This window comes from Thiomicrorhabdus sp. ZW0627 (assembly GCF_029767005.1).
GTDB lineage: Bacteria > Pseudomonadota > Gammaproteobacteria > Thiomicrospirales > Thiomicrospiraceae > Thiomicrorhabdus.
In genome coordinates this window covers 864,765-890,376 of record NZ_JARUQR010000001.1, presented here as the reverse complement: position 1 = coordinate 890,376, position 25,612 = coordinate 864,765, and the positions used below count along the sequence as shown (strand labels likewise).

Sequence of the window (25,612 nt, the reverse complement as noted above, 5' to 3'; positions counted from 1 at the left end):
CCGTGCCAAATTTCCAATCTTTTTTAGAAATATTACAAGTCATTGATTGAGCGTTATTTTTGCATGGCTCTATAAGGTGGGGGCCTTGTTGGTAAAGGGTGGGAAGTTGAACTCTTATGGTGCTGATGACATTTTTTGGTGCATATTTTGTGGCTTGATGCGTCCGATTAGTGGAGGTTTTAAAGTTCAAAAAAATGACATTTTTACGGGTAAAATGCAATGTAATTGTCACATTAAACATGTATAGTACCGCCCATAACAGGAAAAGTCAGTCCAAACAGGTTTACTACAGGTTGAAAAAATGAAGAGTAGTCATGCACAGCAAGCGTTGGATAAAGCGCTAAAAGGTCCTGAGTTTGAGAAGCGTGTAAGACGCAGAAATGCTAAGGATTCTGCTTCGGCATACGGGATAAGTATCGGCGGAATCGGTGTCATTTTGTCCGTATTGCTGATTATGTTCTTTTTGTTATATGTGGTTATGCCGCTGTTTGTTCCTGCAAAAGTAGAGAAGCACGAACAGTATGCTATTCCGGGTACACAGAATGAAACTACTCTATATTATGGAATAGATGAATATCAGGAAACGGCCTTACGTTTCACTAAGTCCGGTAAGCTATACGGATTTGATGTCGCCACCGGTAAATTGATTTCCGAAGACAGTCTGCCATTGAATGGTCAGCACATCACTTCTTTTACGGTCATTTCCGAGATCGATAATGTTTTGGCGTTTGCACTTTCCGATGGCACTGTACTAATAGCCAAATACGGGTATGGAGTCAGTTATCCGAACGACGTCAGAACGATCACTCCTAAAGTAGACTATCCCTTCGGTGAAGAGCCGGTTGAACTTGCTTCAGCACCAATCGAAAAAATCGCGGCAAAGCAAACGGATTCTGACTTGGTGTTCGCTTATAAACAAATGGGTTCCGATGAAGTCGTAATCAAACAGTATTCAAAAGTAGAGTCTATGTTGACGGATACGATTTCTTTGGAAGAAGGTTACGTAGGGACGTTTGAACTGAAAAATACCGCGGACTGGCTGGAGTTGGATGGCAGCATGCGTAACCTGTACGTCATCTCTAAAACCGGTGTGACAAATTACTATAATTTGAGCGATATCGAAAATCCGGCGCTAATCCAGCATGTCAATATGTTGAACAACGATGAGAAGCTGACAACAGTTCGTTTCTTGTTAGGAGACTACTCATTGATGCTCGGAACCGATAAAGGGAATGTCATTCAATGGTTCCCTGTGCGAGACAATAATAATGAATTCGCTTTGCACGAGATCCGCAGCTTTAAGGTTGGAAATTCTCCAATCCAGACCATTGCAATTGAAAAGAACCGTAAAGGGTTTGCGACGACCGACACGTCCGGTCAATTCAATCTATATCATTCAACGGCTGAACGCCATCTGAACAGCACTCAGGTGACGGATAAAGGCGCGGCCGGATTTGTCACAATCTCTAATCGCGCAGACGGAGCGTTCGTTGAAACTTCAGACGGGCAATTGGTTCATTACAAGATTGAAAATCACCACCCGGATGTTTCGGTTTCAAGCTTATGGGGTAAAGTCTGGTATGAAGGTTATTCCGAACCGGAATATGTCTGGCAGTCTTCATCCGCAAGTGTGGATTTCGAACCGAAGTTTTCTATGACGCCTTTGACGTTCGGGACAATTAAGGCGGCCATGTATTCCATGCTGTTCGCAGTGCCGATCGCAGTTTTGGCAGCTATTTTCACAGCGTTCTTTATGGATAAAAAGACCCGTCAGTGGGTAAAGCCATCCGTTGAATTGATCGAAGCCTTGCCGACGGTAATCCTAGGATTCTTGGCAGGCCTGTGGTTGGCTCCTTATATGGAGTCCCATCTTCCCGGCTTTTTCTCATTACTGATTGTGGTGCCGTTGGGTATTGTGATTTTCGGCCTTACTTGGTCTAAATTGCCGGAATCCATCCGTTTGATGGTGCCGGTCGGTAAGCGTGCCGTGCTGATGATTCCGGTTGTCATTGTTCTTGGTTGGCTATCGCTGCAATTGAGTGATCCTCTTGAAAATGCTTTCTTCGACGGTGATATGCGTCATTGGTTGACTTTTACGGCCGGAATTGACTTTGACCAACGTAACGCCATGGTTATCGGTTTCGCGATGGGCTTTGCCTTGATTCCGACGATCTTCTCGGTAACGGAAGATGCGATCTACAACGTGCCGAGTTATCTGATCAACGGTTCTTTGGCGTTGGGTGCCAGTGGTTGGCAGACTTTAGTTGGCGTGGTATTGCCAACCGCCAGCCCGGGGATTTTCTCAGCAATCATGCTAGGTTTTGGCCGCGGTGTCGGTGAAACCATGATTGTTTTAATGGCGTCCGGTAATACGCCTTTGATGGAAACCAACCTGTTCGAAGGGATGCGTACCTTATCCGCTAACCTGGCGGTTGAGATGCCTGAAGCAGCAGTAGACAGCTCGCATTATCGTGTACTGTTCCTATCCGGTTTGGTGCTTTTCATTTTCACGTTTATTTTTAACACCTTGGCCGAAGTTGTTCGTCAACGTATGCGCCGTAAGTACGGGTCGCTTTAGGGAGTTTATGGCATGAGAGATTGGTTTAAAAAAGGCGAACATTGGATTTGGTTTAGTGCCTCGACCGTCAGTATCAGTGTCGTATTGGTATTCGGTCTGTTGGCAATGATTTCTTATAAGGGCTTGATTCATTTTTGGCCGCATGATGTCTATCACATCGAAGTGAAACACCAAAATGGTGAAAAGGAAGTCATCGTTGGTGAAATGCACGACTCGAAGATGAAAGAGATCGAAGATCCGAATGCACCACACGGCAAGGCCGAGATTCCTCAATATCTGATCAAGACAGGTAACCGCGATGTTTACGGCATCGATTTTAGATGGGTAAGTAGTGCGGATGTTGTTGGCGGTGTCGACACACTTGAAAAAGATGTGGTGGTTATCGAACGTTATGAGTACGGAAACGTATATGGCCATATCCAGTCGATTACCGTAGACGGCAAAACGGTCACGGATCCTGTAAAAGCGCTGGCCATGCTTGAAGAACAGGTTGAGAAAGGAACCGAACTGCACGATGAGATCAAATATATCGAGAAGATCGAAATCGGTGCCATTAACTATAAAATCGAAGGTCTGCGTCTGGAAGAGAAGCGTCTTCGTGCAGGTGGCGACTTTACCGATAAAGACGCGGCCCGTCTTGATGCCGAACGTAAAGAGTATCAAGAGGATTTCGACAAGCATCACAAAAATGCACAGGCACTGTATCAGCAAGCGGATACATTGGGTGAAGTGGTACTTTCGATCGCCGGAAATAAGAGTCTGACGGTTCCTGTTAAGAAAATCGTCCATTTCTGGCAACCTAATAATTTGAACTTCGGGGAGCGAATCGGTTTCTTCTTCAGTGCGGTGAAGAACTTCCTGTTGGACGATCCTCGTGAAGCCAATACCGAAGGTGGGGTGTTCCCGGCTATTATCGGTACTGTCACTATGGTTATGTTGATGGCTGTATTTGTGACTCCGATGGGTGTGATTGCCGCAATCTATATGAGCGAATATGCAAGAGAAGGTGTTGTTCTTAAAATGGTGCGTATCTCGATCAATAACCTGGCTGGTGTACCTTCGATCGTATTCGGTATTTTTGGTTTAGGCTTCTTTGTTTACATTATAGGGTCGTCAATTGACGAGTTGTTCTACAGTTATGCCTTGCCAAGCCCGACATTCGGTAGCCCCGGCTTGCTGTGGGCATCGCTGACCATGGCTCTTCTGACATTGCCGGTTGTTATCGTTTCAACCCAGGAAGGTTTGTCACGTATTCCACGATCACTCCGTGAAGGTGGTCTGGCACTTGGCGCAACCAAGTCGGAAACCATTATGCGTATTATTTTACCGATGACAGTTCCGGCGATCATGACAGGTCTTATTCTTGCGATTGCACGTGCCGCAGGTGAGGTGGCACCGTTGATGTTGGTGGGTGTGGTCAAGTTAGCTCCTGAATTACCTCTGGACATGGTGGCACCGTTTGTACATCTGGATCGCAAATTCATGCATCTAGGTTTCCATATTTATGACGTTGGCTTCCAGAGTCCTAATGTCGAGGCTTCACAGCCTTTGGTTTATGCGACTTCATTGCTTCTAGTACTGATCATCCTTACCTTGAATTTAGGTGCGATCATGATCCGTAACAAGTTGCGAGAAAAATATAAGTCACTAGATAATTAATTTCATATAGACGTTTTTAGTAAAGTATTTAAAGATAACTTGATTGTCCGGCGTTGAATCGGGTTAAAAGGATTAAGTAAACATGAGTGAACAAAACATCAGCGTTGCTTTAGATCGTGATCACCGCAGCCTTTCGCTAGCGGAAGAGAAAGTCGCGATGGAAGTTAAGAACTGGAACTTGTACTACGGTACCAAGCAGGCATTGAAAGACATCAATATGATTGTTCCTGAACATCGTGTTACCGCATTCATCGGACCTTCCGGTTGCGGTAAATCGACGTTGTTACGCTGCTTCAACCGTATGAACGATCTGATTGACATCGTGAATGTCGACGGCGAGATGACCTTGCACGGTGACGATGTTTATGCAAAAGAAATGAATGTCGCCTCATTGCGTCGCCGAGTCGGTATGGTGTTCCAGAAGCCGAATCCGTTCCCTAAAACAATCTATGAAAATGTCGCTTATGGATTACGCCTTCAAGGCATTAATGATAAAGGCATCCTTGATGAGACGGTCGAATGGGCTTTGAAAGGGGCTGGCCTGTGGGAAGAGGTTAAGGATCGACTTAACGAGAACGCTTTAGGTATGTCCGGTGGACAGCAGCAGCGTTTGTGTATTGCGCGTGCGATTGCGATCAAGCCGGAAGTTTTATTGTTGGATGAGCCGACATCGGCCTTGGATCCGATTTCCACTTTGGCGATCGAAGAACTGATTTTCGAACTGAAAAAAGAATTCACGATTTTGATCGTGACACACAATATGCAGCAGGCTGCACGTGTTTCCGATTATACTGCTTTCATGTATATGGGCGAGTTGATCGAATATACGGATACTGACAGCTTGTTTACCAATCCGCAAATGAAGCGTACAGAAGACTACATTACCGGACGTTATGGTTAAGCATTATCCGTAAGGATATATGGATAGTCAGAGGAGAGGATAAATCATGGAAAGAACAGAATTTAAAAGCCATATTTCAGAACAGCTGAACCGTAACTTGGAAGACTTGTTTAATCAGGTTTTAGAAATGGGCGGATTGGTTGAGCGCCAGCTTGAAAACGCGGTTACTGCTGTCGAAAATTCCGATGTCAGTCTTGCCAAGGAAGTGCTTCAGATCGATAAGGTCATCAACAAGGAAGAGATGGAAATTGATCGTTTGTGTGCACGAGTTCTTGCTCGTCAGCAGCCGACGGCTTCCGATCTGCGTCTGATCATTATCGCAATTCGTATTGCGGTGGATTTGGAACGCATGGGAGATGAGGTGGTCAAGACAGCCAAGCTGGTGATCAAAATGGCCGATTCCGACGTTGTATGTTCAGAGCTTCCAGGGTACGGCGCATTACTTGAAATTACCTCTTGTGCCAATACCATGTTGAAGAAGGTCCTAAACGCTTTCGCTCGCTTGGAATTGTCGGAAGTAGTTAGCGTCGTTGAAGATGAAGAACGTATGGATAATAGTCTGAAAGCGGCGATGGTGGATGTGTTGGCCGGTTTCAATGCCCATGAGATCGCCCCAGAGTATTTGTTGGAGATGGTTTACGCCTTAAGAGCGAGTGAGCGAGTGACCGATCATGCAGCGAATATTGCGGAAAGTATCGTTTACCTGGTCGACGGGCGGGATGTCCGAAACATGGATACCGAAAAGTTGTCAGAACTTTTGAGTTCGATTGAATAAGTTTTTATCACGCTTACAAGTGAGTTGTAGACCCGATGAGTAAACAGACTATTTTGGTTATTGAAGACGAAGCGGCCATCAGGGATATGTTGAAGTTTACCCTGAGTTCTGCTGATTATACGGTGTTGGAAGCACCGAATGCTGAGCAGGGCTGGCAGATTGCTTCAGAAGCCATGCCGGATCTGATTCTGTTGGATTGGATGCTTCCCGGCGTCAGTGGTGTTTCATTGGCTCAGAGAATTCGCCAGAATGAAAAGACCCGTGCGATTCCTATTGTGATGTTGACCGCCAAGGGCGAAGAAGACGATCAGGTTCAGGGTTTTGAAGCGGGTGCGGACGATTATGTTGTCAAGCCGTTTTCACCTCGTGCTTTGGTGGCACGAATTCAAGCCTTATTGCGCCGCCAGGATCCGGAACAGTCCAAGGAAGACCGATTGGAGGCCGGGAAGATGCAGCTTGATTTAAGCAGTCACCGCTTCACGGTTGACCAGAAAGAAGTTAAGCTTGGTCCAACTGAGTTTAAGCTGATTCAATTTTTCATGACTCATCCGAATAGAGTCTATTCTAGAATGCAGCTTCTTGACCAGGTATGGGGTGAGAATGTCGTTGTAGAAGAGCGCACAGTGGATGTTCATATTCGTCGATTGCGTAAATTGTTGGAACCTGTCCTCGTTGCAGACTACATCCAAACCATTCGCGGATCAGGATACCGTTTTTCCGTTATTGAGGAATAGTCTTGTTCTCTAACGGTGTTTCAAGAGAGTTGACGTGGCTGATCACCACTTTGTGGGGTTTGTTGTTTTTCGGTTGGATCACCGGTCTTTGGGTAGAAAGCCTTCTGGTCTATCTTCTTCTGTATGTTGTACGCCAATTATGGAGTATGCACAAGTTTGAAAAGTGGATGGATAAAGGGACTCAAGCCAGCTTTCCTCCTGCTTCGGGTTACTGGAGTGAATTAACTTATCTGGTCTCTCGCAAGCAACGTGCTTTGGAAAAGCATGCCGATTTGCAGCTCTATAAGTCTGAACAGTTCAAAGCGGCGTCCATGTTGATTCCGGATGCCATCGTCTCTCTCGACCAGCAGAACCATATCGAGTGGTTCAACGCCTCTTCCAGAAAGATTCTCGAGTTACGCCGTCAGGATGTCGGTCGTAAAATTGAAGGTTTGATTCGTCAGCCGGAATTCATTCAATATCTAAAAGACGCTCAATATCAGAATGTGCTTACTATTCATTCTTTGCAAGGGATTCAAAGAACCTTTAGCGTTAAAATTATTCCTTACTTCGACAGTCACAAGCTGTTAATCGTAAAAGACATTACCGATCTTTATAATCTTGCGCAAATTCGCCGTGACTTTATCGCTAATGCTTCTCATGAATTGCGTACCCCATTGACCGTACTGAAAGGATATCTGGAGGCTATGATCGATACTCCAGGATCGCACCAGGATGTCTGGTTGCCGGCTTTGCAGACCATGGAGAAACAGTCGGATCGAATGAAAGCGATCATTGATGACTTGTTGACTCTGTCCAAGATGGAGTCCGAAACAATCGCCTCTAACGATGAGTTGGTCAATGTGCCGAAAATTTTAGCTGGATTGGAACGTGAGGCGGAACAGCTAAGTCAAGGGAAGCACCAGTTCGTATTTTCTGTTGAACAAGATTTGTGTATGACCGGCTATGTGGAACCGTTAAAAAGTGTATTCATGAATCTGGTGTCGAATGCAGTCAGATATACGCCTGACGGTGGGCTGATTAAAGTGACTTGGTACCACGATGAGGAAGGAGCGCATTATAAGGTTGAGGACAACGGTATCGGAATCTCCAAGGATCATATTCCTCGCCTAACGGAACGTTTTTACAGGGTGGATGCCGCTCGTTCGCGTGAAACCGGCGGTACGGGCCTGGGATTGGCGATCGTGAAACATATTCTTGAGCGACACGGCGCTAGTCTGCATGTAGACAGTTTGATTGGCAAGGGCTCCACCTTTCGATGTGACTTCCCTATAGATAGGGTACGGATTCAATAATCGGTTTGGTGTGCGGTTTAAAATAACCGCACCAATACAACCTGCCATTCTCTTGTTATATCTGCGTGGTTTCAGATTTAAAACTGAAGCATTTCCTTAATGGCAAAGAAGATCATCGCAGCCATCAACGCGGATGCGGGAACGGTGATAAGCCATGCCGCAACAATTTTCAAAAAAGCCGAACGTTTGACTAATTCTTTCTGATAGACCTTATTTAAAGATTTGCGCTCTTTTTTGGATAAGGAAACATCTGCTTCCTTCTGCTTGAGTTGGGTAAGCATTTCTTTCTTTTCCACAAGAGAGGCTTTTTCGAACTGTTGTATGAATCGATCGATTTCAGCCTGGTCTTGTCCTTGGTGATGGTCTCGGATTGCCTGAATGGTCGTCGCATAACTGCGTTTCAGGTATTCACGAAGAAAACCGACCCCAAAAATGCCGCCTACGGCGATGTGCGTGGAGCTGACAGGTAGCCCTAGCTGAGAGGCGATGATGACGGTGATGGCCGCCGCCATGGCAATGGAATAGGCACGCATTTGATCTAATTCGGTGATTTCACTACCAACCGTCCGTATCAATTTAGGACCGAACAGCATCAGGCCGAGACTGATGCCGATAGCCCCAATCAGCATCACCCATAACGGAATTTCTGCCTTGGTTGCGATTCCGTGAGTTTGAATGGCGTCATGAATGGCCGCCAGCGGGCCGACTGCGTTGGCGACATCGTTGGCGCCGTGGGCAAAGCTCAATAATGCAGCGGCAAAGATAAGCGGGATGGTGAAAAGCTGATTGACGCTGCTTTTACCGTTGGCGAGTGATGTCGCCTGACGGGTAATGAGTGGTTTGACGATAATGTGTACCGCAATTGCAATACCGAGACCGATGAGAAGCGCATATTCAAAATCGACCTTCCAGATTTTCTTGAGTCCTTTCATGATCAGGTAAGTGGAAAATGCCCAGGCCATGATCGCAATTAGAATCGGCAGCATGGTTTTGGCCGCTTCAATCATGTTGTCTTTATAGGTGATGCTTCGTTTGATCCAAAACAGGAAGAGTGCGGCGATGATTCCGCCAATCAATGGAGAAATCACCCAACTTGCAGCGATTGCGCCCATTTGGTTCCAGTTGGCGATATTCCAACCTGCCGCAGCGATACCGGCGCCGAGTACGCCGCCGACAATGGAATGAGTGGTTGAGACTGGGGCGCCAATGGCGGTTGCAATGTTAAGCCATAGGGCACCTGCAAGAAGAGCGGCGATCATTAGCCAGATGAAGGTGTCGCTGTCCGCAATCAAGGCTGGATCGATAATGCCTTTTTTGATGGTGCTGACTACGTCGCCGCCTGCAATCAGGGCTCCGGAGGTTTCGAAGATGGCGGCGATGATAATGGCTCCCGTTAGAGTCAGTGCCTTGGAACCTACTGCCGGACCGACATTATTGGCGACGTCATTGGCTCCGATATTCAGTGCCATATAGCCGCCGATCATGGCAGCGATTACCAACTCTATGCTCATCGAGCCGGAAGCAGTGGGTTGGTTTGCTGTGAATAGCATGATTAAAATGATAAACAGTAACGCAGAACCCAAACGAAACATTTCTCTACGTCCACGCTTCGTTGCGCTTTCTATGTCGTTGATATTGCGGAATTCCATAGCCTAATCTCTATCTTTAAAGAATCGGGATGTGTGGTAATATTGGATATTAACTGTCGGTCACATCGTGAGCTGTTTGGTATTTTATGGGGTTTTTAGTTGGTTGTCATGAATATGTAACAATTCCTTAAAAATACTGTTATAGCCACTCCCTATAATCTGCTCTGTGTTCAAAATTCATTTTGTTTCTACTTTGGAGAATATTTACATGATTAAACGTAATTTGCTTTTGGCTATGGGTCTTGCAGCTGCAACTGCTTCTCAAGCTGTTTATGCTGTTGACGCTGACATTCCTGCATACAACAAGGTTTCAGGTGTTTCTGGAAACATCAACTCTGTTGGTTCTGACACTTTGGCTAACTTGATGACTATGTGGGCGGAAGAGTTCAAGCGTACTTATCCTAACGTTAACATCCAGATCCAGGCAGCTGGTTCTTCTACTGCGCCTCCAGCTTTGACTGAAGGTACTTCAAACATCGGTCCTATGAGCCGTAAGATGAAGTCTAAAGAAGAAAACGCATTCGAGAAGAAGTGGGGTTACAAGCCTACTCGTATCGCAGTTGCTATCGATGCCCTAGCAGTTTACGTTAACAAAGATAACCCAATCAAAGGTTTGAGCATTCCTCAGGTTGACGCAATCTTCTCTTCAACTCGTAAGTGTGGTCACGCGTCTGACATCACTACTTGGGGTGAAGCAGGTGTTGAAGGTAGCCTAGCTCCTAAAGCAATCCAGCTTTACGGCCGTAACTCAGTTTCTGGTACTTACGGTTACTACAAGAAGCACGCTCTATGTAAGGGTGACTACAAGTCTTCTGTAAACGAACAGCCAGGTTCAGCTTCTGTTGTTCAGTCTGTTTCTGCTTCTGTAAACGGTATCGGTTACTCAGGTATCGGTTATAAGACAGCTGGTGTTAAAGCGGTTGCTTTGACTAAGAAAGAAGGTGGCAAGTTCATCGAAGCGACTACTGAAAACGCTTTGAACGGTTCTTACCCTCTATCTCGTTTGTTGTACGTGAACGTCAACAAGGCACCTAACAAGCCTGTTGAGCCAGTTATCGGTGAGTTCATCAAGTTGGTTCTTTCACAGCAAGGTCAGAAGATCGTAGAAAAAGATGGTTACATCGCGCTACCAGCTAAGATCGCTGCTAAGCAGTTGGAACTAATCAAGTAAGATTAATTCTAGCTTGAAATGAAAAAGCCCCGCAATGCGGGGCTTTTTTTTGCCCGTTGAAAATAAACTCAACAGGCCTGTCGGGTTTGAAATCCGATTAGATCAATTCGATTTCCACATCGGTTAAAGGAATCACGCTACAGGTTAGGATTTCACCGGATTGAACTTCATAGGCAGGGGATTGGATCTCTTCCACTTCGCCAGAAATTAAGCGTACCGCACAAGCACCACAGTTTCCGCCACGGCAGCTATAAGGCATGTCGAAGCCGTTTTCATCCAATGCTTCCAGCATTGAAAACTGTCCGTCAAATTCGCATTCGCCTTGTCCTACCACATTAATTTTTGCCATCTTGACTCTTCCTTTAATTGATTAATCCGTTCGTTATTTTATCAATTTTATTTATGACCTATTGGAGTAGAATATACAAAAATTTTATCAACCACCATTAAGAGCTTTATTAATCATTATGACCTGGCAGAACTTTCAACGGAAATTTCAAATCATCCGCGACAACAAAATGTTCGAGTTGTTTGTTATCTCAATCATCATTTTTTCTTCGTTGATGATTGGAATCCGTACTTATGAATTGCACCCCGTCGTAGAGAAAATTATTGTCTTTCTTGATTATGCAGTGACGTTGTTTTTCCTGGTCGAAATCATCATACGCATGGCGGCCGAACATAGAGTTCGCGATTTCTTCAAGAAAGGATGGAACGTGTTCGATTTCGTCATCGTGGTGGTCAGCCTGATCCCGATGGACGATTCCGAATACGCCTTGATTGCCCGGATGTTACGTTTATTCAGGGTAATGCGTCTTATCTCGTTCATTCCGGAATTGAGGGTGCTGGTCTCGGCACTGATCACTGCTTTACCGAGAATGGGTTATGTTGCCTTGTTGATGTTCATTATCTTCTATCTCTATGCGGTAATCGGCAATCTGCTGTTCTCTCAGATTAATCCTCAGTTGTGGGGGGATTTGGGAATCTCGCTTCTGACCTTGTTCCGTGTGGCAACGTTCGAGGATTGGACGGACATCATGTACGAGACAATGACCGTGTACGGCTTGAGTTGGATCTATTATATTTCGTTCATTTTCTTTTCAGCCTTCGTCTTCTTGAATATGATGATTGGGATTGTGGTCGATGTTCTGGATGAGGAGCATAAGAAGATGGAAGCCGAGAAGTTGGGCGAATCGCTAGAAGAGCATCTGACGTTTGAATCTCGGGTTGAAAACGAGTTGTCGGATCTGCATCGAAAACTCGATTTGTTACTCTCTAAACAAGAGCGTTAAATCCTTTTTTGAATAGGCCGGGGCTCGAATGAAAACCGGCTTAAAAGGATTTATTTCCTTTAAAATCCCCCATTTTTTTTAAAAAAATATGCTTAGTAAAAATAAAAGCATATCAAGGGTTTATCCATGTTTTACAGAAGGGTTAAACAACCAAGTTGTTGATTTTTAGATTTTTTTTGTTTATAATGTGCCCCAAGTAAATAAACCCAAAAGGTTATACTATCTTAATTACAGTTGTACTAGATACACTGTCATTTGCGTTTAGGCGCCCATCAATTTTAGACCAACGTTGGTCGAGTCTAATCCAAAGGACGAGTCCTGAGGAATCAATCGTATGGCATTCAATTCAGCATCTGGACCGAAGGGGTTCGGCTGGCTTGCGTATGTCCATAATCCGCTCTGTATCGGTATCGATACAAACTTCCTTTTTATTGCGATTGGTTGAACTATTCACCTTTAACAAAACTAGATTTTATTATGGAGACTGATAATACACATTCTGACAATGACGTCCTGTTCCGTAAGCCATCACTGGATGATGGTTATGCAATCTATTCTCTGATAGAGAATTCACCGCCACTGGATGTGAATTCATCCTATCTGTACTTTCTGCAGTCGGACCATTTCTCCGACACTTGTGTCGTTGCAGAAAAACAGGGAAAGATTGTCGGGTTCATTTCCGCTTTTTTCAATCCAAAAGATAAAACCGACCTGTTTGTATGGCAGGTAGCCGTCGATGCCTCTATGAGGGGTCAAGGGTTGGCTTTGCGTCTGCTCGAACAGCTGGTTCGCAACCAGTCGGATAATTCCGACTTCGCCCGAATCACGGCCACGATCAGTCCGTCGAACATCGCTTCGCAGAAACTGTTCAAGCGCTTCTCGGAAACCCACGGTTTATCGATTGATAAGGAAACTTATCTTGAGGCGAAACATTTCGGTGACCAAGGCCATGAGGCCGAGGAGTTATATACCCTCAAATCACCGGACAGCCAGCCATTCAAACACATTTTGTTTAAGCATTAATTTATAAAATTTACAGTAAAAAAGGATTCTTTATGTCTTTAGCTATTTTTGACCAATATGAGTCAGAGGTTCGTGGGTACGTACGTTCGTTCCCGACCATGTTCGAAAAATCCAAGGGTGCCGAAATCTGGGACGTAGACGGTAAACGTTACGTCGATTTCTTCGCCGGAGCAGGAGCCTTGAACTACGGCCACAACAACGATGTCGTCAATGAGGCCGTCATCAAGTATTTGCAAAATAACGGTATCGGTCATGCATTGGATATGGCGACCGTTGCCAAGCACGATTTCATTGAAACATTCGTGAACAATATTCTTAAACCACGTAACCTGGATTACAAGTTGCAGTTTGTTGGGCCTACGGGAACCAATGCGGTGGAAACGGCGTTGAAAATCGCCCGTAAGGTCAAAAAACGTACTCAGGTTATCTCATTCACCAACGGTTTCCACGGTATGTCGATGGGCTCATTGAGTATCACCGGTAACCGTTATTACCATGATGAAAACTATGGTGTGCCGGCTTATACGACCCAGGTGCCTTTCCATAATTATTTGGGGGCGGAAGTTAATACTATTGCTTACCTGCGTAAGATTTTGGAAGACGATTCCAGTGGAACCGAATTGCCGGCTGCAATCGTACTGGAGACAATCCAGGCCGAAGGTGGTATCAACGTTGCCGGAAACGAGTGGCTGAAAGAGCTTCGCCAGATCTGTGACGATTTCGACATTTTGATGATTGTCGACGACATCCAGACAGGTAACGGGCGTTCCGGTGACTTCTTCAGTTTCGAACGTGCGGGTGTTCAGCCGGATATCGTGACCTTGTCGAAATCGATCGGTGCGGGGCATCCAATGTCGCTGGTATTGTTGAAGCCGGAACTGGATAAATGGAGTCCAGGCGAACACTCCGGAACGTTCCGTGGTAACAACTTGGCGTTTGTGGCGTCCGAGGCGGCGATCAGCCGTTACTGGTCGGACAGCAAATTCTCTGAGGACGTTAAGCGCAAGTCGGCTTTGGTGGAAAAGAAGATGCGCGAGTTGGGTGATAAGTACTCCGAACAGATCAGCGACGTACGTGGTTACGGGATGATCTGGGGGATTGAATTCAAGGATCCTGAAGTGACCTCAACCATCTGTAGCACCGCCTTTGACAACGGATTGGTGATTGAAACCGCCGGTTCCGAAAGCCAGGTCATCAAGTTCTTGGGGCCGTTGGTCATCACTGACGAGCTGATTGAAGAAGGATTTGAGATTCTGGATCGAGCCATCGAAGAATCCATTAAATAATCTTAATGACTGTAAGGAATTAGAAATGATTGTTAAAAACTTGTATGACGACGTAATCGGTACGGATGCCGATGTGGACACCAAACAGTGGAACAGCCGCCGTTTGCTATTGGCCAAAGACGGTATGGGATTCTCTTTACACGATACAGTCATTAAGCCGGGCGAAGATCTGCATCTTTGGTACAAGAACCACCTGGAAGCAGTTTATTGCATAGAGGGTGAAGGTGAGATTGAAGAGAAAAAGGACGGTACCGTTCACCCGATTCGTGAAGGAACGGTGTATGCATTGAACGAAAACGACCAGCATATTTTGCGTGCCAACAAGGGCGTGCGGATGCGCATGGTCTGCGTTTTCAATCCTCCCGTGACCGGAAGGGAAGTCCATGATGAAGATGGTTCTTATCTGCTTCCTGATGATTGGAACGAGTAAGCGTCAAACCATTCCATTGCTTCCGCCGGAACCCACAGATTCTTGACAGGCCTGTTGGGTTTTCGGCCAAACCAACAAACATATTTGAAAGGAAACATGTCTTATTTAACAGTTGAAAAAATTGGTGGCACTTCAATGAGTGACTACCAAGCGGTTAGAGACAATATCATTCTTTATCCACAAGATCCGTATCAGCGAATTTTTGTGGTTTCGGCTTACGGCGGGATCACGGATGATCTGCTCGAGCACAAGAAAACCGGGCAACCAGGCGTATACGGTCTGTTCGCCAATGACGACGTCGAAGACGACTGGCGTATCGCACTGGATCAGCTCAGTCTGAAATTGAACAAAATCAATGCCGGTTTGTTTGCCGACGAGTCTTTGCGTTCAATGGCAAATGCCTTTATTGACGAGCGGATTGCGGAAACCAAACAGTTGCTGAATCATTTACAGGATTTATGCAGTCACGGCCATTTCTCTCTGGAAAATCATCTGCTTACCGTGCGTGAGCTGTTGGCCAGCCTGGGTGAGGCGCACAGCGCTTGGAACTTGGCTCATCTTCTACAGACGGAAGGGGTAAATGCACGTTTTGTTGACCTGACCGGCTGGCAGGCAAATGAAACTCTGTCGCTGGATGAGATGATTCATAAAAATCTGGGGCATATCGACTTCTCTAAAGAGTTGCCGATTGTGACGGGTTACGCGCACTGTAGCGAGAACTTGATGAATACCTTCGACCGAGGTTACAGTGAAATGACCTTCAGTCGCATTGCGGTGATGACTCAGGCTGCAGAAGCCGTGATCCACAAAGAGTATCATCTCAGCAGTGCCGACCCGAGATTGGTGGGCGAAAAGAATGTCGTTCCGATTGGTAAGACCAATTACGATATTTCGGACCAGTTGGCAAACCTGGGAATGGAAGCGATTCACCCGCGTGCCGCAAAAGGGCTTCGTCAGGCTCAGATCCCGTTGCGTATCAAGAACACTTTTGAACCGGAACACCACGGAACTCTGATTACCGACGATTATGTGTCGGAATCTCCGCAGGTTGAGATCATTGCCGGTATGAAGAACTTGATTGCGGTGGAGGTCTTTGACCAGGATATGCTGGGACAGCAGGCGAATTATGAACATGAGTTGCTTAATATCATTCAGCGCGTGAAAACACCGGTGGTCACCAAGGATTTCAACGCCAATACCATCACTCTATATGTGAACGCCAGCCTGAAAAAGGTCAAACGACTGACCGGACAGATTGAAACGGCCTTTCCGAGTGCGGCCTTGCGTACCCGTAAGGTTTCGCTGGTTTCCGCCATGGGAAGCGATATGGCGATCAAGGGGTTGTTGGCAAAAGCGGTTCAGACCTTGTATGCACAAGGATTGAATATAGAAGCGATCCATCAGAACACACGACAGGTCGAGATGCAGTTCATGGTTAATGAAAATGACTATGAAACCGCCGTTCGGGCGATGCATGCCGACCTGATTGAAGTCCACGACCATGGAACGGCAATATGCGCTCATTAATCCTATTCTGTGTTTTGATTTGTTTCTCTAGTTTTGCAAACAGTGCAGAGCGTCATGTGAAAGAGACTCAGGACGTCGAAGCGCTCGATGAACCAATGTATAACCCGTTCATCGAGCGTTATGTCATGGATGAACTCAGGCAGTTACGTGTCGATATGAATGATCTTCATGTTGAACTGACCAAAGAGGTGACCGACAGGGAATTGCATGCGACGACTTTGGCCGTCACCTATGCCTCGGACACCGTGACTTATTTCTTTTATCTGATTGCCGGAGTGAGTTCGATTTTGGTGTTGGTTGGCTGGAACTCAATCCGAGATATCAAGGAGAAAGTTCACAGTCTGGCGGATTCCAAGGTCAACGAGGTGATTCTGGAATACGAAAAGCGTCTTGAGCATCTTGAGGATGAATTGAACCGCAAGTCGAGAGGCATTACTAATGCTCAGAAACGTCTTACCCAGCATCAGGATATCCACAGTCTATGGTTGAAAGCGGGGCAGGAATCCATCCTCAGCAACCGTTTGGCGATCTATGACCAGATATTGATGTTGGATCCGGAAAACACCGAGGCGATGACCTATAAGGCCGATATCGCTCTGGAAATGAACGAACCGCAATGGGCGATTAACCTGTGCAATCAGGCGTTGAACATTGATGCCGAGAACAAGCACGCCTTCTACCAGTTAGCTGGAGCTTATGCTCTGTTAGGTAAAACCGCCGACGCAATTGAAAACCTGAGACTTGCCGTACAAGACACGGATGGTTACAAGGATCAGGTGAAAAGCGACCCGGTGTTTGATTCATTACAGGATGACCCGGAATTCCAGGCTTTGCTGAATGAATCCGAGGCAATTGAAAAAGGATGAACCGGTCAAAGTAAATGTGTGACCGGAAGGTATAAAAAAACCGCTCATACGAGCGGTTTTTTTTTGGCCGGTCAAATTGTCGGCGGAAGGCAAGGGAAGCTTACCAGACCAGAAGTTTGTATCCTTCTTCCTGCAATTCCATCAGCGCGGCGGCGCCGACTTCGGCGTATTCCGCAAACGGACGCATATCCGACTGTGACCAATGAACGGTATTCATGGTGTTACCACAGGCAATCCAACGGACGTTGTAGTCTTTGGCAAAGCTTGCCACGCGCTCATAGGTCAAAGGGTCCACCTCGCGTTTGGGTTCCTTAGCCAGAGCATGTAAGCCCGGACCGATCGCCACCACCGCGATGTCGACATTGTCGCCGTAGTATTTGATCATCGCCTGAATGGAGTTCAGAATCGCGTGTTGATATTCAGCATCGGCTTTGTTCCACATGTAGACGGCTTTGTGCTCAGCGGGATCACCCGGAAAACGGTCACTAGGCGGATTCTGTAGTTCCGGTACCGGTTTCAGTTTAAAGTCTTTGCCGGAAGTGGCATCAGCGGCCTGGGCCGTTTGGTTGAGTCCGACGAACAGTGCCAGACTGACAATCAAGGTATGGATTAGCAAGCGCATTATTGACTCCTGAAAAATAGATTCACATCAACCTATTATACTGGGCTTTTTTGATGTTTGTTTTGTATGCATCATAGAATCGCCTTATACTGTTGCCTCTTAAAGATTCGATCGCAACCGCGGTCAAACTCCGATCCAGAGAAGAAGAGAGAAACGTCATGCAGTTACAGCCACAGATCGAACAAGCCATTCGAGACAATTTTCAAATCGATTACATGGATTTGCAGAACGAAAGTCATATGCACGCCGGTCCGGCCAACGAATCGCATTTCAAGTTAACGTTGGTTTCCGAAGATTTCGAAGGTGTGAGCAAGGTGAAACGACAGCAGGCGGTTTATCGTGCGCTGAATGAGTTGATGCCGCAGTTCCATGCGTTGGCATTGCATACCTACAGCCCCGAAGAGTGGCAGGCTGTCGGTGTGGCTCCTGCTTCCCCGAAATGCGGCGGCGGACACTGAATTTAATATTGAACCCGGCAGGCCTGCCGGGTTTTTTGTTTAAAATTCGGGTAAACGGAATGGTGTGACAGCTCTGTTCACAGCTAATTCATTTACTCTTCGTACTCTTCCAGATAATCTTCCGGTGCGATTTCAGGGTAGTTCAGATACCAGACCCTTGTGAATTTGTCCGGATCCAGTTTGTTTTGCAGCAGAACGATTGCCTGTATGTATTGATCGATGTACAGATAACGTCCTTTGCGCAAAGATTGCCATAGGTGACGGTATTTTGCCGGTAGGAAGTGTTTGAAGTGCGGAATCAGCCCAAAGTCACCCTCCGCGTTCTTGATGCGTTCCATGACCAATTCACGTGCACGGATGCGGAATTGCTGGTCGTATTGGTCGAGCAGTTTGGCGACGAAATAGACAATACCGGCTGAAATCAGGAAGCTGGTAATCAAGTAACCGGAAAGGAAAGCGCCCAGTAAAGTGAACGCCACCAACAGTATCGCGCTGACCGGGATGGTCAGGATTGAAATCCACTGTTTGTTGCCTTTCAGCTCGTTGGCGAGTGCAGTGATATCAAATTGGTTGACATCAATCGCATGCAATCGACTGAGCATTTCATCCGCCATTGGGATGTTATGTTCGTTGTTGTGTTCGTTTTCCGTTGTATTCGTATCCATAGTGTCTTTTGAATCCGTACGTCCAATCTAATCGGGCTATTTTTCCGTTTTTTTGGTTTTCTTTTCTTTGGGTTTGCATTGTTGGTCACATTGAAAAGTGTGACGTTGCTTGCTTTCTAGACAGTAAGCAGTAAGCTTGCCACCCCATAGACATCCCGTGTCGGTCGAGTGTACCTGATAAGCATCCACTTCGCCTAGGGTTGACCAATGTCCAAAAAAAATCTCGTGTGTTTTGTTCTTGCGGTTGGGAAAGACGAACCAGGGTTGAAAGTCCGTTTCCTGTTTGCCGGGTTTGGATTTGAGTTTCAACTCCAGCTTGCCGGCGGCATCGCAGTAACGCATTCGTGCAAAGGCATTGACGATATAACGGATGCGCTCCCAGCCGCTCAGTCCATCGTTCCATTCGTCCGGTTCGCTGCCGAACAGGTGTTCGGTCACGAAGGTTTGCCAGTCGGATGACTGTAGATGCGTTTCGACTTCTTTGGCCAATTGCATGGCTTCGGGGATCGTCCATTGAGGTGGAATACCGGCATGCACCATCACTGCCTCGTAAACCGGATGGCTGACCATCAATGGTTGCTTGCGCAGCCAGTCCATCAGTTCGGCGGCATCAGAAGCCTCAAAAATCGGATCAAGGGTATCGGATTTAGACTGAAAGCGCTTCAAACCGGAATAGGCGGCAAGCAGATGAAAATCGTGATTTCCGAGTACCATCTCGGCACGGCCTTGTTCTTGCAGAGTTTTGACGAAACGGAGGCATTCAAGGGATTTCGGGCCGCGATTGACGATGTCGCCGACAAACCAGAGATGGTCCTGCTCCGGTTGGTAGTCGATTTGTCGGAGCAGGACTTGAAGCTCGTCGTAACAGCCCTGTAGATCGCCGATGACATAAGTTGCCATAAATGTGAAATCCCTTTATTGCCTAGCCCTGTGTACGCTTAACCTTGATTGTGCAGGCTTGCATATAGATTAGCAAGTCCGACGAATTGTTCAACCGTCAGGCTTTCGGCTCGTGCGCTTGGTTCGACGCCGCAGGATTCGATCTGCTCGGCATCCAGCCAGCCTTTCAAAGTATTGCGCAAGGTTTTACGTTTCTGGCTGAACGCCTGTTTGACTAGGTCGGCGAACAGTTTTTCATCGTCGGCGACGAATGGTTTGGTGCGATAGGGCACTAGGCGCACTATGGCGGAATCGACTTTCGGCGGCGGAGTGAAGTTCTCCGGGCCGACGGTGAACAGATATTCGGTTTCGCAAGCGTATTGCAACATGACGCTTAAACGGCCGTAAGCTTTGACACCCGGCTGGGCGGTGATGCGGTCAACCACTTCTTTCTGTAGCATGAAATGCATGTCACGAATGTGTTCTGCGTAGTCTAGAAGATGGAACAGAAGCGGACTGGAAATGTTGTAGGGCAGGTTGCCGACCACGCGCAGGATTTCTTCGTCTTCGTCCAACAAGGTGGCGTAATCGAAAGCCAAAGCATCTGTATGGTGCAGGTTGAATGCCGGATTGGATGAGAAACGGCGAGTTAAAGGACCGATCAGATCGCTGTCGATTTCGATGATGTCCATTTTTCTCACCACATCCAGAAGCGGTTCCGTCAATGCGGCTTCACCCGGTCCGATTTCAACCATATGGTCTTCGGGCTTCGGGCGTATGGAGGCGACAATCTGATGAATCACTTTCGGATTGTTGAGGAAATTCTGTCCAAATTGCTTCTTATGTTTGTGTCCGGCCATCGGTTGTCCTTGCGTCGGTTTCTATGTCGATGTTGAGGTTTAGGTCTCTGAATCTGTCTTGATTACGGTTGAGGTGCGTGAATCATCTCCAACGCGACCTCGATGGCATAACGGAAACTGCGGTCGTCGGCCTTGCCGCTTCCTGCCAGATCCAATGCCGTGCCGTGGTCGACCGAGGTACGAACGAATGGTAATCCAAGGGTGATGTTAACCGCATTGCCGAAGCCCATGTGTTTCAAAACCGGTAAGCCCTGGTCGTGGTACATCGCTACCACTGCATCGGCATGCGCCAGATACTTTGGAGTGAATAAGGTATCGGCTGGAAGCGGGCCATTCAGGTTCATGTCGGTTCCGAGTTTTTTCAGAACCGGTTCGATGACGTCGATCTCTTCACGTCCCATATGCCCGTTCTCTCCAGCGTGCGGATTCAAACCGGCCACTAGAATGTGCGGGTCGGATATGCCGAACTGTTCCGTCAGCGAACGGTGGGTAATGCTGAGGATTTCGGTCAGCAACGGCTGTGTAATCGCTTTTGGTACGTCGGCCAGTGGCAGATGCGTGGTCGCCAGGGCGACGCGCAATCCCGGAGTCGCCAGCATCATTACCACTCGATCGGTGCCACTGTCTTCCGCCAATAGTTCGGTGTGGCCGCTGAACGGTAATCCGGCTTCGTTGATGATGCCTTTATGTACCGGCCCGGTGACCATGCCTGCGAATTCGTCGTTCATGCAGCCCTGAATGGCACGTTTGAGCATGGTGACTACCGACATGGCGTTGGCAACGTTGAGCTGACCGGGCACGACGGTTTCAGTAACCGGAATGTGTTCCAAGGTCAATTGTCCGGCTCGGCTCGGTTTGGCTTCGGCCGTACTATCATAGGGTTGGATTTGAATATCCATGCCCAGTTGTTGCGCACGCGCTTGAATCACGTCGGTATCGCCGAGCACAACCAGTTCCACCGGCCAATCGGTTTGTGATAGTTGTAAAACCAGGTCTGGGCCGATCCCGGCCGGTTCGCCCGAGGTGATTACCAGTCGTAGGGTCATAAGATGTTCCTAAAGCAATTAATAAGCAGGCCTGTCGGCTTTGGAAAAACGGACAGGCCTGTGTTGTTTGTTGTCGAGGACGAGGAGTTCGTCCGATTGGGTTGTTATATGCGGATGTCGATAAACGCCTCGTCTTTTAGACGACGTAGCCAGATTTCAAAGGTCTCGTTTGCTTTACGCATACGGATCGCCTGGATGGCTTCTTGTTGCTGATTCGCTTTTTTGGCACTGTACTGACGTTCGGCTTCCAGGAAGAACAAAATCCAACCTTGTTCTGTGGCGATTGGCGCGGCCACTTGATTTGGAGAGAGTTCCGCCAGTCTGGCGCGCAGTTCGTACGGTAGTTCATCGACGGTTTTCCAACCCATGTCGCTGTTGGCGTTGACCTCTTCGGGGATGTCGGCGAAACGATTTTTCAGGGCGTTGAAAGCCTTTAAAGACTGTGTGTCGGCGACAATCTGCTGAATATCCATAGGTACTTCAGTTTGCTGCATCGCGTTATCACTTAGGATGATGAAACGATGCAGGTGGTATTGGGTTAGTAATTGGTCGTCTGCATCTCGTTTTTCCACCAGTTTAATCAAGTGGAAACCACTCGGACTGCTGATGACCTGGCTCACCTGTCCCGGTTCAAGCTTGGACAGTTCTTCTGAGAAAAAGGTCGGAATCTGGTCATTGTTCAGCCATCCCAAGTCTCCGCCGGATAAAGCTTTGCTGCCCTTGGAATAGCGCACCGCCAATTGGCTGAAAGACTCGCCTTGATTGATACGCTTTGCCAGATCGTTGATTTGGGCACGGGCTTCTTTTCGCTGTGCTTCAGTCGCTGATTCCGGCAGGGTGATTAGAATATGACGCAAGTGATATTGGTAGTGACTGGTGTCCAGACTGCTGCGTTTGAGGTAATTTTTGATCTCTTCTTCGGTGACCATGGTTCGCCCGATGACTTCTTGTTCGCGCAACTTTTGGATGAGCAGTTTTTCATGAATACTGTTACGCAAGTTGATGAAGCCATTTGGCATTTGCATATTTAGGCGGTTGCGCAGTTCCATTAGCGACATGTTGTTTTGCGTCGCGATCTGAACCAGTTTCTCATTCACTTCTTCGTCGGTCACGCTTAACCCAAGCTTTTTAGCGCGATCTTTTTGGAGCATTTCCAGAATGATGTTGTCCAACACTTTCAACTGCAATTGATGGATGTCGTTGACGGGAATCTGCTTGGCTCTAAGTTGTTGGATGGTTTCCAGGGTTTTTTGGTCCAGTTCGCTTTTTAGAACGATCTCGTCATTGACCACGGCAACCACTTTGTCCAATAGCTTATCCGCATGACTTAGGGGGGAGAATGTGATCAGCAGAGCGATCAGAGGTAAAAGCAGTTTTTTTGAAACCATTGTCATTACAAGACCTATTCAGTGTTTGAAATGTTTAATCATTCAAGTGGGTTAAAAATTCAGCTTGTTGCTTAAATATCTTTTAAACGAAGAGTCCGTGCTGCTCAAGCCTTTAAATTCGATTTGGAATTGGACGCTGTAATTATACAGACCATTTTCCAGTTGTGTCTCTTCTACCGAGAATTCTCCTGCCCAACAGCAGTCGTCATAACGCAATGCATGTTGGACTTCATTACGAACCTTGTTGGTGAAATCGTAGTTCCAGTAGGTTCCGACTTCCCAGCGTGGGGAGAGTTTGATAATGGCGCCGGCTGCCAGTGTGGACTTGGCATCCGGTAGATTATTATTGGTCAGCGTGTGGTTGAAAAGCAGTTTGCTGTTTTTGGACAGGTTCCAGCGCAGGCGGCTATTGGCGTTGACCAGATCGAGTTCTTCTTTGGAGAACTGACTGGTGGAGTAGAAGTACAGATCCGGAGTGGTCACGCCGAGTTTGACAAAATAGTCGGACTGTTCGTCGGTCAGAGGTTCGGTTCCGGTTAGTGTCACTTTGCGATCCGCCAGATAGTAGATCTGACCGATTCCCGCTTCCAGAAACGGTGCACCGGATTCCGTCAGAATCCTGCTCGTGAGGGCCGCAGAGACCTGAGTGGTGTCGCCGATTCGGTCGTAACCTGAAAAACGGTTTAAGGAGAACAGGTTGGAGAAATGCAAACTCTGGTTCGTGGTATCGAATAGCGGTACATGGGATTGGTCGACATAAGGCACATGCAGGTACTGCAATTCCGGCTCCAGCGTCTGGATGTAGTTGCTGCCCGCCAGGCTGAATTCCCTTTCGAAGATCAAACCGCCGTTCACGGCGTATTGCATGACGGTATGATCAAAGCTGTCTTGTCCTGTCGTGTTGTTACCGTTGTCATGCATCGCATAGCTCAAATGGTTGGCCGCCGCCAAGGCTTTCAGGTGCCCGTAGGACTGGCTGAGTGAGTAGCTGAGTTGCGGTACCAAGCGCGTGCGCAAAGCTTCCGGTTTGGTGTGGCTGCTGAGCGGTACGTCAAATTCGGTGGCTTCTCCTGCAAGATCGAATCGCAGATCGCCAAAGTCCTTGTTGTACAGCATGCCGACTTCCGGCCGTTTTTCATAGTTGACGGGGGCGTTATGCAAGCGCAGGTAGCTGTAGACTTGAGCGTAGGCCTGCAGGTTGTCCTGACGGTAGTTCAAGGTCATGTAACGTGGCGTACTGGACACGGTTTTAAGTTGGCTTTCCACCGGGATGTCGGCAAAGAAATTTTCGTCCGAGGTTTCATGCCAGAGTATGTTGCTGCTAAAACCGTTGCCCCAGTTCTGGTTGGCGATCAGTTTGGCGCGCCAGCGCTGGTCGATGGTGTCTCCGTAGACAACGTTGTCGCCGTCGAGATAGGCGAGTCCTTCGTCTGCGGTTTTGGCGTCATTTAGGGCGGTCAAGGTCAGTTCGGCTGAATGGCTGACCGGGCCACTTTTCTGCATATAGCGGAATTCGTTTTCCAGAACAGGTCCGCGTTGTTCCATATACATCAAGGTCAAGGTGTCGTCGTAATTCGGCGCCAGGTTGAAGTAGTAGGGCAGTTTGACGTAAAAAGAGGATTTCGCATCGGTAATTGATTTGTAGCCGCCGAATTCCGGAATCAGCAAGCCACTGGCTCGATCATCCAATGGAAAGTCGAAGTAGGGCGTGTAGAAAACCGGTATGTCGTGAAAGAACAGTACTGTATTTTTTCCGTATACTCTTCGTGTATTATTGTTGATTTCAAGATTCTCGAATTCCAGTTCCCAAGCGACCTTACCGGTTTTGATCTTTTGCCGGTTGTCTAATTGTCCCTGTTCGGCAAGTTGCTGGATCGGGCAGGTCGTGAAGGTGGCATTTTTCAAGTTCGCTACTTTCCGATTCTTGTCCAGATCAATGGTTTTTGCGTGGCCGTGGGCGCGACTCGGTTTGATTTGGTAACGGGTGGCGTTAAGCTGTGCGGTGTTTTTCTGCTGGTCAAATTCGGCTTGATCGGCGGTAACCAGGATGTCTTCACGGTGGAATTCCACTTGGCCGAAGATTTGCGCTTTTTTCTTTGCTTTTTCGTAGAGGATTTCGTCGCCCAGAACCACCATGCCCGGTTGGGTGATGACGGCGGAACCGGTCAGTTTAAGAAGATCGCTGTTTGGTTGCGTCAATTCGTCGGCTTCAAGCTCCGTCGGACGATCCTTCTGTTGAGACGGCGGCACTTCCTGTAATGGAACGATCCATTGCGGTTTACAGTCAATAGGATCTTGAGCCTGGGCAACAGGAGCGGTTGCAAGCAAACTCAACAGGCCTGCTGAAAACAGACTTGAGCGGCTACAACCTAATCGAAATAGGCGAAACTGGCGCTTTTCCCCGGTATTGACGGCTCCGGAAAGTCTGTGGAAGTGGCGAATCAAGTTTGACATCAAGCAGAGAATCATTAATTATTCGTAAATTGTTTATTTTAACCGAGTATTTCC

Annotated in this window: 23 protein-coding genes; 14 read left to right on the top strand and 9 right to left on the bottom strand. The window is 47.3% G+C overall.

The features are described from left to right. Nucleotides 1-301 precede the first annotated feature (301 nt). The 6 genes from QCB45_RS04280 to phoR all read left to right on the top strand — a co-directional run bounded on the left by QCB45_RS04280 (nucleotide 302) and on the right by phoR (nucleotide 7,942). Complete coding sequence (locus QCB45_RS04280) at nucleotides 302-2,578, top strand: ABC transporter permease subunit (protein ID WP_279419600.1); 2,277 nt, start codon at nucleotides 302-304, stop codon at nucleotides 2,576-2,578. 12 nt (nucleotides 2,579-2,590) lie between these two features. After that, nucleotides 2,591-4,237 (top strand): phosphate ABC transporter permease PstA, encoded by a 1,647-nt coding sequence (pstA, locus tag QCB45_RS04275; RefSeq protein WP_279419598.1) that lies wholly within the window; start codon nucleotides 2,591-2,593, stop codon nucleotides 4,235-4,237. An 82-nt stretch (nucleotides 4,238-4,319) separates the two neighbouring features. After that, nucleotides 4,320-5,138 (top strand): phosphate ABC transporter ATP-binding protein PstB, encoded by an 819-nt coding sequence (pstB, locus tag QCB45_RS04270; protein ID WP_279419596.1) that lies wholly within the window; start codon nucleotides 4,320-4,322, stop codon nucleotides 5,136-5,138. Nucleotides 5,139-5,184: 46 nt separating this feature from the next. After that, nucleotides 5,185-5,913 carry a phosphate signaling complex protein PhoU gene (gene phoU, locus QCB45_RS04265; RefSeq protein WP_279419594.1) on the top strand — a complete coding sequence of 243 codons (729 nt, stop codon included), beginning with the start codon at nucleotides 5,185-5,187 and terminating at the stop codon, nucleotides 5,911-5,913. Between the two features lie 35 nt (nucleotides 5,914-5,948). Further along, nucleotides 5,949-6,647, top strand: a complete 699-nt coding sequence (phoB, locus tag QCB45_RS04260; RefSeq protein ID WP_279419592.1) for a phosphate regulon transcriptional regulator PhoB — start codon at nucleotides 5,949-5,951, stop codon at nucleotides 6,645-6,647. A gap of 2 nt (nucleotides 6,648-6,649) precedes the next feature. Further along, nucleotides 6,650-7,942: a phosphate regulon sensor histidine kinase PhoR gene (gene phoR, locus QCB45_RS04255; protein WP_279419590.1), complete on the top strand. Its 1,293-nt coding sequence runs from the start codon at nucleotides 6,650-6,652 to the stop codon at nucleotides 7,940-7,942. A 77-nt stretch (nucleotides 7,943-8,019) separates the two neighbouring features. Here phoR and QCB45_RS04250 read toward each other — a convergent pair whose 3' ends face one another. After that, nucleotides 8,020-9,591, bottom strand: coding sequence for an inorganic phosphate transporter (locus QCB45_RS04250; RefSeq protein ID WP_279419587.1), 1,572 nt, complete (start codon nucleotides 9,589-9,591; stop codon nucleotides 8,020-8,022). Nucleotides 9,592-9,799: 208 nt separating this feature from the next. Between QCB45_RS04250 and QCB45_RS04245 the strand changes: the two genes are divergently transcribed. Next, complete coding sequence (locus QCB45_RS04245; RefSeq protein WP_279419584.1) at nucleotides 9,800-10,762, top strand: phosphate ABC transporter substrate-binding protein; 963 nt, start codon at nucleotides 9,800-9,802, stop codon at nucleotides 10,760-10,762. A 97-nt stretch (nucleotides 10,763-10,859) separates the two neighbouring features. Here the strand turns inward: QCB45_RS04245 and QCB45_RS04240 are convergent, their stop codons facing one another. Further along, entirely contained in the window at nucleotides 10,860-11,111 is a 252-nt protein-coding gene (locus QCB45_RS04240) for a 2Fe-2S iron-sulfur cluster-binding protein (protein WP_279419581.1), read from the bottom strand. A 118-nt stretch (nucleotides 11,112-11,229) separates the two neighbouring features. Between QCB45_RS04240 and QCB45_RS04235 the strand changes: the two genes are divergently transcribed. The 6 genes from QCB45_RS04235 to QCB45_RS04210 all read left to right on the top strand — a co-directional run bounded on the left by QCB45_RS04235 (nucleotide 11,230) and on the right by QCB45_RS04210 (nucleotide 17,186). Beyond that, entirely contained in the window at nucleotides 11,230-12,054 is an 825-nt protein-coding gene (locus QCB45_RS04235; protein ID WP_279419579.1) for an ion transporter, read from the top strand. A 477-nt stretch (nucleotides 12,055-12,531) separates the two neighbouring features. Further along, nucleotides 12,532-13,077: a diaminobutyrate acetyltransferase gene (gene ectA, locus QCB45_RS04230; protein WP_279419577.1), complete on the top strand. Its 546-nt coding sequence runs from the start codon at nucleotides 12,532-12,534 to the stop codon at nucleotides 13,075-13,077. A 32-nt stretch (nucleotides 13,078-13,109) separates the two neighbouring features. Then, nucleotides 13,110-14,363 carry a diaminobutyrate--2-oxoglutarate transaminase gene (ectB, locus tag QCB45_RS04225; protein ID WP_279419574.1) on the top strand — a complete coding sequence of 418 codons (1,254 nt, stop codon included), beginning with the start codon at nucleotides 13,110-13,112 and terminating at the stop codon, nucleotides 14,361-14,363. 25 nt (nucleotides 14,364-14,388) lie between these two features. After that, nucleotides 14,389-14,793, top strand: coding sequence for an ectoine synthase (locus QCB45_RS04220; protein WP_279419571.1), 405 nt, complete (start codon nucleotides 14,389-14,391; stop codon nucleotides 14,791-14,793). Nucleotides 14,794-14,889: 96 nt separating this feature from the next. Further along, entirely contained in the window at nucleotides 14,890-16,320 is a 1,431-nt protein-coding gene (locus tag QCB45_RS04215; protein WP_279419569.1) for an aspartate kinase, read from the top strand. Continuing rightward, a complete protein-coding gene (locus QCB45_RS04210; RefSeq protein ID WP_279419566.1) occupies nucleotides 16,308-17,186 on the top strand; it encodes a hypothetical protein in 879 nt (292 codons plus the stop codon). The genes QCB45_RS04215 and QCB45_RS04210 overlap by 13 nt, the downstream gene beginning before the upstream one ends. 100 nt (nucleotides 17,187-17,286) lie before the next feature. Here the strand turns inward: QCB45_RS04210 and QCB45_RS04205 are convergent, their stop codons facing one another. Next, nucleotides 17,287-17,808, bottom strand: coding sequence for a DsrE family protein (locus tag QCB45_RS04205; RefSeq protein WP_279419563.1), 522 nt, complete (start codon nucleotides 17,806-17,808; stop codon nucleotides 17,287-17,289). A gap of 158 nt (nucleotides 17,809-17,966) precedes the next feature. Here QCB45_RS04205 and QCB45_RS04200 point away from each other — a divergent pair, with 158 nt between their 5' ends. Then, a complete protein-coding gene (locus tag QCB45_RS04200; protein WP_279419560.1) occupies nucleotides 17,967-18,266 on the top strand; it encodes a BolA family transcriptional regulator in 300 nt (99 codons plus the stop codon). A 92-nt stretch (nucleotides 18,267-18,358) separates the two neighbouring features. On the opposite strand, the gene QCB45_RS04195 is transcribed toward QCB45_RS04200, so the two are convergent. From QCB45_RS04195 to lptD, 6 genes are all read right to left on the bottom strand, one after another. Further along, entirely contained in the window at nucleotides 18,359-18,931 is a 573-nt protein-coding gene (locus QCB45_RS04195; protein ID WP_279419558.1) for a hypothetical protein, read from the bottom strand. A gap of 36 nt (nucleotides 18,932-18,967) precedes the next feature. Continuing rightward, nucleotides 18,968-19,831, bottom strand: coding sequence for a symmetrical bis(5'-nucleosyl)-tetraphosphatase (locus QCB45_RS04190; protein ID WP_279419555.1), 864 nt, complete (start codon nucleotides 19,829-19,831; stop codon nucleotides 18,968-18,970). A gap of 38 nt (nucleotides 19,832-19,869) precedes the next feature. After that, nucleotides 19,870-20,670: a 16S rRNA (adenine(1518)-N(6)/adenine(1519)-N(6))-dimethyltransferase RsmA gene (gene rsmA / locus QCB45_RS04185; protein ID WP_279419553.1), complete on the bottom strand. Its 801-nt coding sequence runs from the start codon at nucleotides 20,668-20,670 to the stop codon at nucleotides 19,870-19,872. Nucleotides 20,671-20,732: 62 nt separating this feature from the next. After that, the gene (pdxA, locus tag QCB45_RS04180) at nucleotides 20,733-21,716 is read right to left on the bottom strand and encodes a 4-hydroxythreonine-4-phosphate dehydrogenase PdxA (RefSeq protein WP_279419551.1); all 984 of its coding nucleotides are present in this window, start codon (nucleotides 21,714-21,716) and stop codon (nucleotides 20,733-20,735) included. Between the two features lie 104 nt (nucleotides 21,717-21,820). Beyond that, nucleotides 21,821-23,110 carry a peptidylprolyl isomerase gene (locus QCB45_RS04175; protein WP_279419549.1) on the bottom strand — a complete coding sequence of 430 codons (1,290 nt, stop codon included), beginning with the start codon at nucleotides 23,108-23,110 and terminating at the stop codon, nucleotides 21,821-21,823. Between the two features lie 45 nt (nucleotides 23,111-23,155). After that, nucleotides 23,156-25,558, bottom strand: a complete 2,403-nt coding sequence (lptD, locus tag QCB45_RS04170; RefSeq protein WP_279419546.1) for an LPS assembly protein LptD — start codon at nucleotides 25,556-25,558, stop codon at nucleotides 23,156-23,158. Between the last annotated feature and the right edge of the window lie 54 nt (nucleotides 25,559-25,612).

Coding starts and splice junctions, on each gene's coding strand:
- QCB45_RS04215 (WP_279419569.1), top strand. CDS start 14,890: ATGTCTTATTTAACAGTTGAAAAAATTGGTGGCACTTCAATGAGTGAC.
- QCB45_RS04205 (WP_279419563.1), bottom strand. CDS start 17,808: ATGCGCTTGCTAATCCATACCTTGATTGTCAGTCTGGCACTGTTCGTC.
- rsmA (WP_279419553.1), bottom strand. CDS start 20,670: ATGGCCGGACACAAACATAAGAAGCAATTTGGACAGAATTTCCTCAAC.
- phoB (WP_279419592.1), top strand. CDS start 5,949: ATGAGTAAACAGACTATTTTGGTTATTGAAGACGAAGCGGCCATCAGG.
- pdxA (WP_279419551.1), bottom strand. CDS start 21,716: ATGACCCTACGACTGGTAATCACCTCGGGCGAACCGGCCGGGATCGGC.
- pstA (WP_279419598.1), top strand. CDS start 2,591: ATGAGAGATTGGTTTAAAAAAGGCGAACATTGGATTTGGTTTAGTGCC.
- QCB45_RS04200 (WP_279419560.1), top strand. CDS start 17,967: ATGCAGTTACAGCCACAGATCGAACAAGCCATTCGAGACAATTTTCAA.
- QCB45_RS04190 (WP_279419555.1), bottom strand. CDS start 19,831: ATGGCAACTTATGTCATCGGCGATCTACAGGGCTGTTACGACGAGCTT.
- QCB45_RS04280 (WP_279419600.1), top strand. CDS start 302: ATGAAGAGTAGTCATGCACAGCAAGCGTTGGATAAAGCGCTAAAAGGT.
- phoU (WP_279419594.1), top strand. CDS start 5,185: ATGGAAAGAACAGAATTTAAAAGCCATATTTCAGAACAGCTGAACCGT.
- lptD (WP_279419546.1), bottom strand. CDS start 25,558: ATGTCAAACTTGATTCGCCACTTCCACAGACTTTCCGGAGCCGTCAAT.
- QCB45_RS04250 (WP_279419587.1), bottom strand. CDS start 9,591: ATGGAATTCCGCAATATCAACGACATAGAAAGCGCAACGAAGCGTGGA.
- QCB45_RS04175 (WP_279419549.1), bottom strand. CDS start 23,110: ATGACAATGGTTTCAAAAAAACTGCTTTTACCTCTGATCGCTCTGCTG.
- ectA (WP_279419577.1), top strand. CDS start 12,532: ATGGAGACTGATAATACACATTCTGACAATGACGTCCTGTTCCGTAAG.
- pstB (WP_279419596.1), top strand. CDS start 4,320: ATGAGTGAACAAAACATCAGCGTTGCTTTAGATCGTGATCACCGCAGC.
- QCB45_RS04220 (WP_279419571.1), top strand. CDS start 14,389: ATGATTGTTAAAAACTTGTATGACGACGTAATCGGTACGGATGCCGAT.
- QCB45_RS04235 (WP_279419579.1), top strand. CDS start 11,230: ATGACCTGGCAGAACTTTCAACGGAAATTTCAAATCATCCGCGACAAC.
- QCB45_RS04210 (WP_279419566.1), top strand. CDS start 16,308: ATGCGCTCATTAATCCTATTCTGTGTTTTGATTTGTTTCTCTAGTTTT.
- QCB45_RS04245 (WP_279419584.1), top strand. CDS start 9,800: ATGATTAAACGTAATTTGCTTTTGGCTATGGGTCTTGCAGCTGCAACT.
- QCB45_RS04240 (WP_279419581.1), bottom strand. CDS start 11,111: ATGGCAAAAATTAATGTGGTAGGACAAGGCGAATGCGAATTTGACGGA.
- ectB (WP_279419574.1), top strand. CDS start 13,110: ATGTCTTTAGCTATTTTTGACCAATATGAGTCAGAGGTTCGTGGGTAC.
- QCB45_RS04195 (WP_279419558.1), bottom strand. CDS start 18,931: ATGGATACGAATACAACGGAAAACGAACACAACAACGAACATAACATC.